8 protein-coding genes are annotated in these 13,555 nt (G+C 74.4%); 5 read left to right on the top strand and 3 right to left on the bottom strand.

Annotation, left to right across the window (positions count from 1 at the left end; all coding sequences use genetic code 11):
* Positions 1-86 precede the first annotated feature (86 nt).
* Positions 87-578: a GNAT family N-acetyltransferase gene (locus ABZS80_RS23225; RefSeq protein WP_355058909.1), complete on the bottom strand. Its 492-nt coding sequence runs from the start codon at positions 576-578 to the stop codon at positions 87-89.
* Between the two features lie 95 nt (positions 579-673).
* Here ABZS80_RS23225 and wrbA point away from each other — a divergent pair, with 95 nt between their 5' ends.
* A complete protein-coding gene (gene wrbA / locus ABZS80_RS23220; RefSeq protein WP_355058907.1) occupies positions 674-1,291 on the top strand; it encodes an NAD(P)H:quinone oxidoreductase in 618 nt (205 codons plus the stop codon).
* Between the two features lie 75 nt (positions 1,292-1,366).
* Here wrbA and ABZS80_RS23215 read toward each other — a convergent pair whose 3' ends face one another.
* Positions 1,367-3,286, bottom strand: coding sequence for a chorismate-binding protein (locus ABZS80_RS23215; RefSeq protein WP_355058905.1), 1,920 nt, complete (start codon positions 3,284-3,286; stop codon positions 1,367-1,369).
* Between the two features lie 259 nt (positions 3,287-3,545).
* On the opposite strand from ABZS80_RS23215, the gene ABZS80_RS23210 reads away from it, so the two are divergent.
* From ABZS80_RS23210 to ABZS80_RS23200, 3 genes are all read left to right on the top strand, one after another.
* Positions 3,546-4,949 (top strand): FGGY family carbohydrate kinase, encoded by a 1,404-nt coding sequence (locus tag ABZS80_RS23210; RefSeq protein ID WP_355058903.1) that lies wholly within the window; start codon positions 3,546-3,548, stop codon positions 4,947-4,949.
* A gap of 109 nt (positions 4,950-5,058) precedes the next feature.
* Positions 5,059-7,665 carry an ATP-binding protein gene (locus ABZS80_RS23205; RefSeq protein ID WP_355058901.1) on the top strand — a complete coding sequence of 869 codons (2,607 nt, stop codon included), beginning with the start codon at positions 5,059-5,061 and terminating at the stop codon, positions 7,663-7,665.
* A 5-nt stretch (positions 7,666-7,670) separates the two neighbouring features.
* Complete coding sequence (locus ABZS80_RS23200) at positions 7,671-8,084, top strand: roadblock/LC7 domain-containing protein (protein WP_204342026.1); 414 nt, start codon at positions 7,671-7,673, stop codon at positions 8,082-8,084.
* A gap of 45 nt (positions 8,085-8,129) precedes the next feature.
* Here ABZS80_RS23200 and ABZS80_RS23195 read toward each other — a convergent pair whose 3' ends face one another.
* Positions 8,130-9,623, bottom strand: coding sequence for a GH1 family beta-glucosidase (locus tag ABZS80_RS23195; RefSeq protein WP_355058900.1), 1,494 nt, complete (start codon positions 9,621-9,623; stop codon positions 8,130-8,132).
* Between the two features lie 858 nt (positions 9,624-10,481).
* Between ABZS80_RS23195 and ABZS80_RS23190 the strand changes: the two genes are divergently transcribed.
* On the top strand, positions 10,482-13,379 hold the full coding sequence (locus ABZS80_RS23190; protein WP_355059056.1) for a glycoside hydrolase family 48 protein: 2,898 nt from the start codon (positions 10,482-10,484) through the stop codon (positions 13,377-13,379).
* The last annotated feature ends 176 nt before the right edge of the window (positions 13,380-13,555 follow it).

Here is a 13,555-nt window from a genome sequence, read left to right as displayed (position 1 = left end):
GGGACCAGGATCCTCGCGCGCCCGCGCCCGGGGAAGCGTTTTCCATCGGAACTTGCGCAAATCTTGAGCTGGGGCAAGGTATCGACTCAGGTCAGTCGGCGATACATCACGAGCAGGTCCACGTACCCCTCGACGGGGTGCCGGAAGCCCTCCGGCACCCGGCCGACGACCTCGAAGCCCAGCGACCGCCACAGCTCCACCGCCCGGATGTTGCTGGCCACCACGGCGTTGAACTGCATGGCCCGGTAGCCCTCGGCGCGGGCCAGCGCCAGCACGTGCCCGGCCAGCGCCCGGCCCACGCCCCGACCGGCGGCGGCCGGGGCGACCATGAAGCTGGCGTTCGCCACGTGGCCCCCCGGGCCGGCCTGGTTGGGCAACAGCTTGGCCGAGCCGAGCACCGTGCCGTCGGCGTCCACGGCGACCAGCGTCCGCCCCGGTGGGCCCACCAGCCACAGCTCACGGGCCCGCGCCTCGGTGACGTCCCGCGGCCAGGTGTACGTCTCGCCGGCCGCCACGATCTCGCGCAGGAACGGCCAGATCTGGGCCCAGTCGGCGGCGGTCGCCTCGCGGATCTCCACCCGCCGAGCATGCCATGGCCGCGGCGCCCGCCGTTTGGCGCAGCAGGCAACGGGTAGTCGCCGGAGCTGACCCGACACCGAGGAGGAAACGTCTGATGGATGGCCAGGTCAAGGCCGCGGTGATCTACTACAGCGCGACCGGAATCACCTACCAGATGGCGCAGGCGGCGGTCGAGGCCGCCGGGGAGGCCGGAGCCGAGGTACGCCTGCGCAAGGTACGTGAGCTGGCGCCGGACGAGGCGATCCGCTCGAACTCGGGCTGGCAGGCGCACCGCCTGGAGACCCAGGACGTGGAGGAGGCGCAGCCGGACGACCTCTCCTGGGCCGACGTCGTCATCATGGGCTCGCCCACCCGCTACGGCATGGTCGCCGCCCAGCTCAAGCAGTTCATCGACACCACCGGCCCGCTCTGGGCGCAGGGCGCGCTGGCCAACAAGGTCTACACCGGCTTCACCTCGACCGCCACCTCGCACGGCGGCCAGGAGGCGACCCTGCTCTCGCTGTACACGGTCTTCTACCACTGGGGCGGCATCGTGGTCACCCCCGGCTACACCGACCCCAGCCAGTTCGTCGCCGGCAACCCGTACGGCGCCTCGCACACCAGCAACAACGGGGAGGTCCCGCCGGACCACGTGGCCCTCGGCGCCACCGCGCTGACCGCCCGGCGGGCCGTGCAGATCGGTGCCGCCCTGAAGAAGGGCATGGCCGGCTGACCCCCGGCGCGACGTGCGGCGACCGGTGGTGGGACGAGGGCTCTCGACTCGTGCCACCACCGGTCGCCTTCCGCCCTACCCGCGATCGGCCGGTCCATGCCCGGTCAGCGCCGGATGGGCCAGCAGGTGCCCGAGCAGATCCGCCAGGACCGCCATCCCGTCCCGGCTCAGCACCGACTCCGGGTGGAACTGCACTCCGGCGAAGCCCGGCCCGCGCAGCGCGTGCACCGCACCGTCCGCCGGGTCCCGGGACAGCTCCACCGGGCCGTACGCGGTGGCGATCCGGTCCGCGCCGGCCCGCGCCGTGAAGCTGGAGTAGAAGCCGACGCGGCGGGTCGAGCCGAACACCGGCACGTCCCGCGGCAGCCCCTGGTAGGGGGCGTCGCGGCGGTGCAGCGTCAGCCCGAGCAGCCCGGCGAGCAGCTGGTGGCCGAGGCAGACCGCCAGCGTGGGCCGGCCCGCCGCGAGCAGCCCCGCCAGCAGCGCCCGCATGCGCGCCATCTTCGGCTCGGCCAGGTCGTTCGGGTCGCCCGGGCCGGGGCCGACCACCACGAGGTCGTACCCGCCGACCGGGCCGGCCTCGTGCCAGTCCCGGCGGGTCACCGCCAGGCCGAGCGCGCCGAGCTGGTGGGCGAGCATCCCGGTGAAGGTGTCCTCACCGTCCACGATCAACGCGCGGCGGCCGGCCAGGCCCGGCAGCGCGGTCGCCCCCGGGGTGCGCTGGTCCAGCCAGAACCGGGCCAGCGGGAGATTCCGGGCGGCCAGCGCGGCGCGCACCTCGGGGTCGTCGGCGTACCGCGGCGCGGGCCCGGCGCCGCGCGCCGGGGCGTCCGGGCCGAGGCCGAGCGCGGCCAGCACCCCGGCCGCCTTGGCGTGCGTCTCGGCCACCTCGCCCTCGGCCGTGGAGTGCCGCACCAGGGTCGCCCCGACCGGCACCCGCAGCTCCCCGTCGGGGGACAGCTCGGCGGTGCGGATCAGGATCGGCGCGTCGAGCGTCTGCCGGCCCTGCTCGTCGCGGCCGAGCAGGGCGAGCACCCCGGCGTAGTACCGCCGGCCGGTGCGCTCGTGGCGGGCGATCACCCGGCAGGCGTTCTCCATCGGGCTGCCGGTGACCGTGGGCGCGAACATGGTCTCCCGCAGCACCTCCCGGACGTCCAGCGAGCCCCGCCCGGCCAGCAGGTACTCGGTGTGCGCGAGGTGCGCCATCTCCTTCAGGTACGGCCCGACCACCTGGCCGCCGTGCTCGGCGACGGTGGCCATCATCTTCAGCTCCTCGTCGAGCACCATGTACAGCTCCTCGACCTCCTTGGGGTCGTCGAGGAACCGCAGCAGCGCCTCCCGGTCCGCCGCCGCGCCGGTGTGCCGGAACGTGCCGCTGATCGGGTTCATCATGACCAGGCCGTCGTCCACGCTGACGTGCCGCTCCGGGCTCGCCCCGACCAGGGTGCGGCTGCCGGTGTGCACCACGAACGTCCAGTACGCGCCGCGCTCGCGCAGCAGCAGCCGGCGCAGCGCCGCCAGGGCGGCCACCAGCGGCGTGCCCTCGACGGTGGCCCGCAGGGTGCGGTGGATGACGAAGTTGGCGCCCTCGCCCCGGCCGATCTCGTGGCTCAGCACCCGGCCCACGGTGTCCGCGTACTCGGCGTCGGAGATGTCGAACGCGGCGTCGCGGGTCACCACCGGCGCGTCCGGCAGGGCCGCCAGCACCTCGTCGAGCGGGAGCCGCCGGTGCCCGGTGACCAGCAGGCACTCCAGCGGCAGGCCGTCGTCCACGCAGGCGAAGCCGCGCTCGGCGATCTGCCGGTAGGGCACCAGTGCCAGCGTGCGCGGCCCGGGCCCGCCGTCAGGCAGCGGGACGTCGGCGAGCCGGTCGGCCGTGCGGACCGGACCGGTGAACAGGTCGACGTGGTCGGCGCCCTCGCGGCGGACGAGCGCGAACGGGCCGGGGTCACGGCCGGCCGCGATGGCGGCGAGCGGGTCGTGCGGGCGGGTCATCGGGTCTCCTCGGTGGGCCGGAGGCCGCCGGCGGGGCGACCCGGGGTGCCGGGGAGAGACCGGCGGCCGCCTCGTCGGGCGGCCGCGTGGGGAAGCTACGCGCGGGGGTGGGCCGCCGGGTCGGCGGGCCACCAGCAGGTCAGGTGCGCGGGCATGGCGATCACTGTACGCGAGCGGGGGTGCCCGGGGAACCCGATCGCGGCGCCGGGCCGGCCGATCTTGGCTTCGCCGCCCCTCGCGGCGGGTAGGTTGACCCGCGATGGACATTCTCGCTCTGGACCTGGGCACCTCCTCGGTGCGCGGGCTCGTGCTCGACGCGGACGCCGTCCCGCGCCCCGGCGCGCTGGCCCGCCGGAAGGTGCACCTGGTGACCGGGGACGACGGCAGCGGCGTCCTGGACGGCCCCCGCTACCTGGGGTGCCTCGCGGAGTGCCTGGACGAGCTCGCCGCCGGCGGGCACCTGCGGGACGTCGAGCTGGTCGCCACCTCGGCGCAGTGGCACTCGGTGCTGCCGCTCGGCCCCGGCGGCGCCCCGCTGGGCCCGGTGCTCACCTGGATGGACACCCGGCCGGAGGCGGTCGCCGGGGCCACCGGACCGGCCGATCCGGACGCCTTCCACCACCGCACCGGCGCCTGGTGGCACCGCTGCTACTGGACCATCCGGCTGCCCTGGCTGCGGGAACACTGCGGCAGCCCGGTGGCCCGCTTCGGCGGGCTCGTCGAGTACGCCCTCGGCGAACTGCTCGACGAGGCGCCGATGTCCATGTCGATGGCCTCCGGCACCGGGCTGCTCGACCTGCGCCGGCTCGAGTGGGACGCCGAGGCGTGCGAGCTGGCCGGCGTACGCCCCGAGGACCTTCCCGCGCTGGCCCCGCAGCGGTGGCGCGGCCGGCTCCGCGCCAAGCACGCCCAGCGCTGGCCGCAGCTCGCCGACGCCCGCTGGGCCGCACCGGTCGGCGACGGCGCGGCGTCCAACGTGGGCTCCGGCTGCGTCGACCCGTCGCGCGCCGCGGTCACGGTCGGCACCTCGGCCGCCGTACGCCTCCTGCAGGCCGTGCCGGCCGGTGCGCCGCTGCCGCCGCTGCCCGAGCAGCTCTGGCGCTACCGGGTCGACCACCAGCACGTGGTGACCGGGGCGGCGTACTCCAGCGGGGGGAACCTGTTCGCGTGGGCGAACCGCGAGCTGCGGCTGCCGCCCGGCGCCGAGCTGGAGGCCGCGCTGGCCCGGGCCGGCGCGAACCTGACCCTGCAGGCCAACCCGCGCTTGGGCGGGGACCGGCCCCCCGGCGTGGGCCCGGCCGGCTCCGGGGAGCTGCGCGGCCTGAGCTTCGGCACGACGGCGGTCGACATCCTGGCCGTCCTGATGACCGAGCTGTGCCGGCTGATGGCCGACGACCTGGCGCTGCTGGAGGCCGGGGTGGGCGAGCCCGCCGAGGTGGTGCTCGGCGGGGGCGCGATGGCCGCCTCGCCCTGGTGGCGGGCCGCGTTCGTCGACGCGCTGGCGCCTCGCCCGGTGCGCCACCAGCACAACCCGGAGATCGGGGCGACCGGGGCCGCGCTGGTGGCGCTCGGCAGGATCGCCGAGGCGGCGCACGTGGGCGGCATCGGCCGGACGGACGACCGGAACGCGCCGAACACCGTAGCCGCCCACCCGCCGCGCTGACCTTCCTGCTCGTGCCGCTGGCCGCAGCGTTTGACACCGCCCGCCGGCCTGGTTGGATGGACTTCCGCTCCCCGTCCCGGTGGAGCCGAGGGGGACTCAGGAGGAGAGCGTGGGCGCAGGTCCCGACCCGGCTCGCGGCGCGGCGCCGCAGTCGCGCCGGAGCCCGTCCGACGACCGGGTGGCGCCGCACCGGCGGCGGCGCTCGCGCTTCCGGTTGCGGGACTGGCGGATGGGCACGAAGCTCGCCACCGTGCTGGTGCTGCCCTCGGTGGCGTTCCTGGTGCTCGCCGGGGTGCAGACCCGGGGGCTGGTCGGGCAGACCACCGCGCTGAGCGACTTCGCCCAGCAGGTCGGCATCGGCCGGCAGATCAGCACCGCCGTGGACCGGCTCCAGCAGGAGCGGGACCGCTCCGCCGGTGAGCTGGCCGCGCTGCGCAGGGCGGGCGGCGGCGCCGACCGGGACGCGGCGGTCGCCGCGCTCAAGCCGCTCCAGGACGCCTCCGACCGGGCGATGGGCGACCTCCGCGCCGCGGCCGAGCCCCTCGCCGACGCCGACGCCGCCTGGCGGGTCGCCTACTCCGAGGTGCTGGAGGCCTACGACCAGGTCGTCTACATCCGTGCCGCCGTGCCGCCGGCGGTGCTGTCCAGCGACACCGTGCTGAGCAACTACCACCGGGCCATCGCCGCCCTGCTCAACCTGATGGCCGAGCCGTCGCCCGGCGACGACCAGCGGGCGCTGACCAACGCGGTGCTGCGCTACGTGCAGCTGTCCCGCGTCAAGGAGCTGTCCTCGCGGATCCGGGCCGAGCTGTACGCCGCCGCCCGCGCCGGCCGCTACGAGGTGGACGACCAGGTTTCCCTGACCGACCTGCGCGCCCAGCAGCTCACCGCGCTGGGCGCGTTCCGGGTCGCGGCGACCGGCGACCAGGTCCGCCGCTACGACGAGACCTCGGTGGACCCGGCGTTCGTCTCGGCCGCCCGGCTGGAGGAGCAGACCCTGCCCAGCGGGGCCGCCGAGCCGGCGGTGCTGCCGGCGACCCAGTGGTGGGCGGCCAGCGAGCAGCGGCAGGAGCTGCTCCGCCAGTTGGAGGCCGGCATCCTCGACGACGCCGTACGCCAGGCCGACGACGCCAGCGCCCGGCAGCTGCGGGACACCCTGCTGGTGGTCGGCGGCATCGTCGGCGTGCTCCTGGTCGCCGTGCTCATCTCGTTGCTGGTCGGCCGGTCGGTGGCCCGCTCGATGCGGCAGCTGCGCGGCCAGGCGCTGCGGATCGCGCAGGTGGAGCTGCCGCACACCCTGGACCGCCTGCGGGCCGTGGACCGCCCGGTCGCCGCGATCGACGTGCCGCCCGCGGTGATCGACTCGCAGGACGAGATCGGCGAGCTGGCCGAGGCGTTCGTGGCGGTGCACCGCAGCGCCGTCGACGTCGCGGTCGAGCAGGCGATGATGCGGCGCAACGTCAACGCCATGTTCGTCAACCTGGCCCGGCGCAGCCAGGTGCTGGTCGAGCGGCAGCTCGAACTGCTCGACGAGCTGGAACGCGAGGAGGGCGACCCGGACCAGCTGGAGAACCTGTTCAAGCTCGACCACCTGGCCGCCCGCATGCGCCGCAACGACGAGAGCCTGCTGGTGCTCGCCGGCACCGAGTCCAGCCGGCGGTGGAACCGGCCCGTCGGCCTCGGCGCGGTGCTGCTCGCGGCCAGCGCCGAGATCGAGCAGTACCAGCGGGTGCGCCACGACTCCCGGTCCGAGCTGCACGTCGTCGGGCACGCGGTGGGCGACCTCGTGCACCTCTTCGCCGAGCTGCTGGAGAACGCCACCGCCTTCTCCCGGCCGGACACCGTGGTGCGGGTCGTCGCCGGCGCGGAGGGCCCGGGCGCGTTCGTGGAGATCGTCGACCAGGGGCTCGGGATGAGCCCGGCCGCGCTGGCCGAGGCGAACGCGGTGCTGGCCGAGCCGCCGGCGGCCGACGTGGCCGCCTCCGAGCGGATGGGCCTGTTCGTGGTGAGCCACCTGGGCGCCCGGCACGGCGTGCAGGTGCGGCTGCGGGGCGGGCAGGAGGGCCTGGTCGCCCGGGTCCGGATCCCGGCCGAGTTGCTGGCCGCGGCGCCCGCGCCGGGGCTGGACCAGCCGGCCGCGCCCCGGATGCTGACCAGTCAGGTGGCCGCCGCGTCCCGCCTGACGCCCGGCACTGCCCGGCTCGGGACGCCGACCGCCGAGCTGCCGGTGGCCGGACGCCGCCCGCCGGCGCCACCGGCGGAGCTGCCGGTGTCGCCGCTGACGGGGCTCCCGCTCGGCGCGGCGCCGCCCGCCACGGCGCTGCCGGGCCGTCCGCCCGGTGTGCCCGTGCCCACGCCGCGCCCCGTGCCGGGCCGGGCCGAGGACGTGCTCGCCCCGGCGACCGGGGCGCCGACCGGCGGTGGCTGGTTCAGCCGCCAGGGCCCGTCGGCCGCGGTGCTCGGTGTGACGCCGGCGCCCGCCGCGACGCCGGTCACCGGAGGCACCAACGAGCGGGGCCTGCCGGTACGCGTACCGATGGCCCAGCTCGCCGCGGTCACCCAGCCCGCCGCCCCGAAGCGTTCCGGGCGTGACGAGCCGGATCCGGAGGCGGTCGGCGGCATGCTCTCGCGCTACTACAGCGGGGTGCGGCGGGCGGAGGCCGAGGAAACCACCGAGATGTACCTGCCGCGCGATGAAGGGGGAGTACGACAGTGACGACGTTGAGCCAGGAGGCACGGGACCTGAGCTGGCTGGTGAACGCGTTCGCGGAGCGGGTGCCGGGGGTGGCGCACGCCGTGGTGGTCTCCACCGACGGGCTGCTCGTGGCGATCTCCGCGCACCTGCCCCGCGACCACGCGGACAAGCTCGCGGCGGTGACCTCGGGCCTGATGAGCATCACCGCCGGCGCGGCCCAGATGTTCGACGGCGACGTCGTCAAGCAGACCGTGGTCGAGATGGGCCGGGGCTACTTCCTGGTCATGCAGATCCGGGACGGCTCGATCCTGGCCACGCTGGCCGGGGCCGACGCCGACATCGGCGTGGTCGGCTACGAGATGGCGCGGCTGGCCAAGCAGGCCGGCGAGATGCTCACCCCGGCGCTGCGGGCCGAACTCCAGCAGGCGCTGCCCCGCTGAGCCGAGGCGGGCCCGGCCGGTGCGCCACCGGCCGGGCCGCCCCGCTTAGAGGCCGTTGCGGCGGATCACGTCGCGGTACCAGTGAGCGCTGCGCTTGAGCACGCGGCGCTGGGTGGGGTAGTCGACGTAGACGAGGCCCCAGCGCTGCTCGTACCCCTCGTTCCACTCGAAGTTGTCCAGCAGCGACCAGACGTGGCAGCTCTCCAGCGGCACCCCGTCGCGGATCGCCCGGTGGGCGGCCGCGAAGTGGTCGCGGAGGAAGTCGATGCGGGCGGTGTCGTCGACGGTGCCGTCCGCGGCGAGGGTGTCCGGGCAGGGCAGGCCGTTCTCGGTGATGGTGATCGGCACCCGGCCGTAGTCGCGGGTGACCCGGGTCAGGATGTCGTACATCCCCTCGGGGTAGATCTGCTGCCACTCGGCCTCCGACGTCGGCCACCGGCGGACCGTGTCGCCCTGGGCGGTGACGTAGATCGGCGTGTAGTACTGCACGGCCAGCAGGTCGACGGGGCTGGAGATGATCTTCAGGTCGTCGTCGCGCACGCCGCGGACCATCCGGCTGTCCGCGCCGAGGTCGGCCAGCACGTCCTCCGGGTACGCGCCCTTGAAGATCGAGTCGAGGTAGAGCCGGTTCTCGTAGCCGTCGTACAGCCGGGTCGCGGCGGCCGCCTCGGCGGTCCCGTCGGCGGGGTAGCAGGGGTGCAGGTTGAGCGCCGGGCCGATCCGCCCCTCGACGCCGGCGGCGCGCAGCGCGCGGACGGCGAGGCCGTGGGCCAGCTGGAGGTGGTGGGCGACCAGGTACGCGGCCGCGGGGTCCTGCCGGCCGGGCGCGTGGTGCCCCCAGAGGTACCCGTTCTGCACCACTGTCTTCGGCTCGTTGACGGTGAGCCAGACCGGCACCCGGTCGCCGAGCGCGCGGAACACCGCGTCGGCGTAGTCGGCGAAGCGCTCGGCGGTGTCCCGGTTCTCCCAGCCGCCGGCGTCCTGGAGGGCCTGGGGGAGGTCCCAGTGGAACAGGGTGGCCATCGGCGCGATGCCGCGCTCGTGCAGCCCGTCCACGAGGCGCCGGTAGAAGTCCAGGCCGCGCTGGTTGGGCCGGCCGGACCCGTCGGCCTGGATGCGGGGCCAGGCGATGGAGAACCGGTAGCTGTGCAGCCCGAGGTCGCCCATCAGGTCGAGGTCCTGGGCGTACCGGTGGTAGTGGTCGGCCGCGACGTCGCCGGTGTCGCCGTTGCGGGTGCGGCCGGGGGAGTGGCTGAAGGTGTCCCAGACGGATTCGCCCCGCCCGTCCTCCTTCGCGGCTCCCTCGATCTGGTAGGCCGAGGTGGCCGCGCCCCAACCGAAGTCGGGCGGGAAGCGCAGCGCCCCGTCGGGGTCCGCGTCGCCGTCGGGGTCGGGCGTGCCGTCGCAGCCGGCGACGGTGGTCGCGGACGCGACGGTGCCCGCGGCCGCAGCGCCGGCCGACCCGGTCCGGGCCGCGCCGACGGCGGTCGCGGAGAGGGCGGCACGGCGGAGCAGGCGCCGTCTGGTGAGTAGCGACATGGCGGTTCTCCTCGGAGTGACTGGCCGCCCCGAGAGGCCGGGAGCGCTCCCAGCATAGGCCAGGGGCGGCCGGCCGCGTCCCGAGGGCGGACCGCGGCAGGGGGCGGCCCGGCCGGCGGGCGGCCGCAGGTGTGCGGGGGTGGGGTGTCGCTCGGGGCGGCGGGGGCGAGCGGCGATGGGCCGGGGCGCGATAGCGAAGAAGGCCGTCCGGGTGGCGCGTCGCGCCTGTCCCGTCGGCCTCTTTTCCCGTCGACAACGGGGGTTTAGTGTGGGGACGGGGGAGGGCAACCCCCGTCCCCACCTGTGATGCACACACGCACGAGTGGAATTTTGGCGTCCGGTCGTGCGTGTCGCGCGGGAGCCGGGCCACGCGAGTGGCTCTGCTTCCACCTCCCTCCGTGTCGGTGGGTGATGGCTGACGGCGGCGTCCGGGCTGGCCCGCCGTCAGCCGCTGGGCTGGCGCACCGGGCACACGCGGTCCCCGGCGATCTCTTACTTGCATCTCCGTCGATGGAAGCGCTCCCATCGGCGATGCTTGCGACTGTAACGCCCGTCACGGCTTTGTGAAAGCCCCAAAACGAGATCGAAACATCGATGTGGGTGTCTGCGCTGGCCATTGTGGTGGGAGCGCTTCCATGGCACACTCTGCACCACCACGCGGAGCCAGCTCGCGCGAGTGCGGGCCGCCGAGGGCACCCGGTCACACCGGTGCGGCGCCCGACATCCCCGGCACGGCCGGGTCGACCACCTTCCCGGGCGCCTCCGTCCCCCCGCGTACGCCGCGTCGACGCGTGGAGGCGCCCCGCCGGGGCCCCGTGTCCCGGCCCGGCCCGAGGAGACACCGCGCACATGAGACTCATGGCCAGACGTCGCCGGACGGCGATGGTCGCCGCCACCGCCCTCGCCATCGGCGGGGTGGCCCTGCCGGCGGGCGCCGCGCAGGCCGCCCCGGCCTGCGACGTGACCTATGTGACCAGTGACTGGAACAACGGCTTCACGGCCAACGTCACCATCAAGAACCTGGGCGACGCCGTCAACGGCTGGTCGCTGAAGTTCGCCTTCTCCAACAGCGGCCAGAAGCTCACCCAGGGCTGGTCGGCCAAGTGGAGCCAGTCCGGCAGCGAGGTGACCGCGACCAACGAGTCGTGGAACGGCAGCCTGCCCACCGGCGCCTCCACCACCATCGGCTTCAACGGCGCGCACACCGGCAGCAACCCGAAGCCCACCGCCTTCACCCTCAACGGGGTCGCCTGCAACGGCGCACCCACCAACCAGCCGCCGACCGTCTCGCTGAGCCTGCCCACCGGCCCGTTCGAGGCGCCGGCCGACGTGCCGCTGACCGCCACCGCCGCCGACCCCGACGGCACAATCGCCAAGGTCGAGTTCTACCGCAACGGCCTGCTGGTCAACACCGACACCACCGCGCCGTACGGGTACACCCTGGAGGACCTGCCCGCCGGCAGCTACACCGTGCAGGCCAAGGCGTACGACAACGCGAACGCCGCCGCCGTGGCCGAGAAGTCCTTCACCGTCAGCCCCGCCACCGGCCCGGTGCTCGTGGCCACCCCGTCGGCCGTGAGCGTCACCGAGGGCGGCGCCGCTCCGGTGACTTTCACCCTCAGCGCCGCACCGACCGCCAACGTCCCGGTGACCCTCGCCGTCACCGGCGACAGCGACGTCACCGTGTCGCCCGCGACGCTGACCCTCACCCCGAGCAACTGGAACACCGGGGTCACCGCCACGGTCGCGGCCGCGGAGGACGCCGACACCGCCGGCGGCACCGCCACGATCACGGCCTCGGCCACCGGATTCGCGCCCGTCGCGGTCACCGCCACCGAGGTCGACAACGACACCCCCGGCGGGGACAACGCGTACCTCAAGAAGTTCCTCGACCAGTACGGCAAGATCAAGAACTCGGGCTACTTCAGCCCCGAGGGCGTGCCGTACCACTCCGTCGAGACGCTCATCGTCGAGGCGCCCGACCACGGCCACGAGACCACCTCGGAAGCCTTCAGCTTCTGGCTCTGGCTGGAGGCCCAGTACGGGCGGATCACCCAGAACTGGGCCCCGTTCAACAACGCCTGGACGGTGATGGAGAAGTACATCATCCCGTCACACGCCGACCAGCCCACGGCCGGCGCCCCGGGCACCCCCCAGTACGCCGCCGAGCACAACCTGCCCAGCCAGTACCCGTCGGCGCTGGAGCCCAACGTCCCGGTCGGCCAGGACCCGCTGCGCTCGGAGCTCCAGTCCACCTACGGCACCGGCGACATCTACGGCATGCACTGGCTGCTGGACGTCGACAACACCTACGGCTACGGCCACTGCGGCGACGGCACCACCCGCCCCGCCTACATCAACACCTTCCAGCGCGGCACCCAGGAGTCGGTCTGGGAGACCGTGCCGCAGCCGTCCTGCGACACCTTCAAGCACGGCGGCCAGTACGGCTACCTCGACCTGTTCGTCAAGGAGTCCAGCGCACCGGCCAAGCAGTGGAAGTACACCAACGCCCCGGACGCGGACGCCCGCGCCGTGCAGGCCGCCTACTGGGCGCTCACCTGGGCCAGGGCGCAGGGCCGGGAGGCCGACGTCGCGGCCACCGTGGCGAAGGCCGCCAAGATGGGTGACTACCTGCGCTACGCCATGTTCGACAAGTACTTCAAGAAGATCGGCAACTGCGTCGGCGCGTCCACCTGCCCGGCCGGCAGCGGCCGCGACTCGGCGCACTACCTGCTCTCCTGGTACTACGCCTGGGGCGGCGCCTACGACACGTCGCAGAACTGGTCGTGGCGGATCGGCTCCAGCCACAACCACTTCGGCTACCAGAACCCGTTCGCGGCCTGGGCGCTGACCAACGTCGCCGAGCTCAAGCCGAAGTCGCCGACCGCGGTCTCCGACTGGCAGAAGAGCCTCGACCGGCAGCTGGAGTTCTACACCTGGCTGCAGTCCGCCGAGGGCGGCATCGCCGGCGGCGCCACCAACAGCTGGGACGGCAGCTACGCCCAGCCGCCGGCCGGCACCGCCACCTTCTACGGCATGTACTACGACGTCGACCCGGTCTACAACGACCCGCCGTCCAACCAGTGGTTCGGCATGCAGGCCTGGTCGATGCAGCGCATCGCCGAGCTGTACCTGCAGACCGGCAACGCCAAGGCCAAGGCGCTGCTGGACAAGTGGGTGCCCTGGGCCATCGCCAACACCACGGTGGGCACCAACTGGTCGATCCCCTCGGACATGAAGTGGACCGGCCAGCCCGCCAACTGGAACCCGGCGAGCCCCCAGCCGAACACCAACCTGCACGTCGAGGTGACGGTGAAGGGCCAGGACGTCGGCGTCGCCGCCGCCTACGCCCGGACGCTCATCGCGTACGCGGCCAAGTCCGGCAACGCGGCGGCCAAGACCACCGCCAAGGGCCTGCTGGACGCGCTGTCGGCCGCCGCCGACACCAAGGGCGTCTCGATGCCGGAGAAGCGCGGCGACTACAAGCGCTTCGACGACGTCTACAACGCCGCCGACGGGCAGGGCCTCTACGTCCCCTCCGGCTGGACCGGGAAGATGCCCAACGGCGACGCCATCGCCGCCGGCAAGAGCTTCCTGGACATCCGCTCGTTCTACAAGAACGACCCGGACTGGCCGAAGGTGCAGGCGTACCTCAACGGCGGCGCGGAGCCGGTCTTCACCTACCACCGGTTCTGGGCCCAGGCGGACGTCGCCATGGCGTACGCCGACTACGGCACCTACTTCCCGGCGGGGTGAGGTGACCACCCCTGCGCGGGCGGGCCCGGCCCGTCCGCGCAGGGGGCCGACCCGGGCCGATGGGGGAACGGAGCGGCCCGGTCGGCGGGCGGCCCGATTCCCACGGTCGGGCCGGGTGGGCCGGCCGTCCGGCCGACGCAGCGGACGGACCGGCCCACCGAACCGCCCGGAGACGA

Origin of the sequence: Micromonospora sp. NPDC005305 (genome assembly GCF_040607315.1) — a bacterium.
Lineage (GTDB): Bacteria > Actinomycetota > Actinomycetes > Mycobacteriales > Micromonosporaceae > Micromonospora.
The sequence above is the reverse complement of the archived record's forward strand: the minus strand, read 5'-3'. Positions and strand labels throughout refer to the sequence as shown.

Excerpts from the sequence above, each read along its gene's own strand:
- ABZS80_RS23215 (WP_355058905.1), bottom strand. The coding sequence starts at position 3,286 with ATGACCCGCCCGCACGACCCGCTCGCCGCCATCGCGGCCGGCCGTGAC.
- ABZS80_RS23195 (WP_355058900.1), bottom strand. The coding sequence starts at position 9,623 with ATGTCGCTACTCACCAGACGGCGCCTGCTCCGCCGTGCCGCCCTCTCC.
- ABZS80_RS23190 (WP_355059056.1), top strand. The coding sequence starts at position 10,482 with ATGGCCAGACGTCGCCGGACGGCGATGGTCGCCGCCACCGCCCTCGCC.
- wrbA (WP_355058907.1), top strand. The coding sequence starts at position 674 with ATGGATGGCCAGGTCAAGGCCGCGGTGATCTACTACAGCGCGACCGGA.
- ABZS80_RS23210 (WP_355058903.1), top strand. The coding sequence starts at position 3,546 with ATGGACATTCTCGCTCTGGACCTGGGCACCTCCTCGGTGCGCGGGCTC.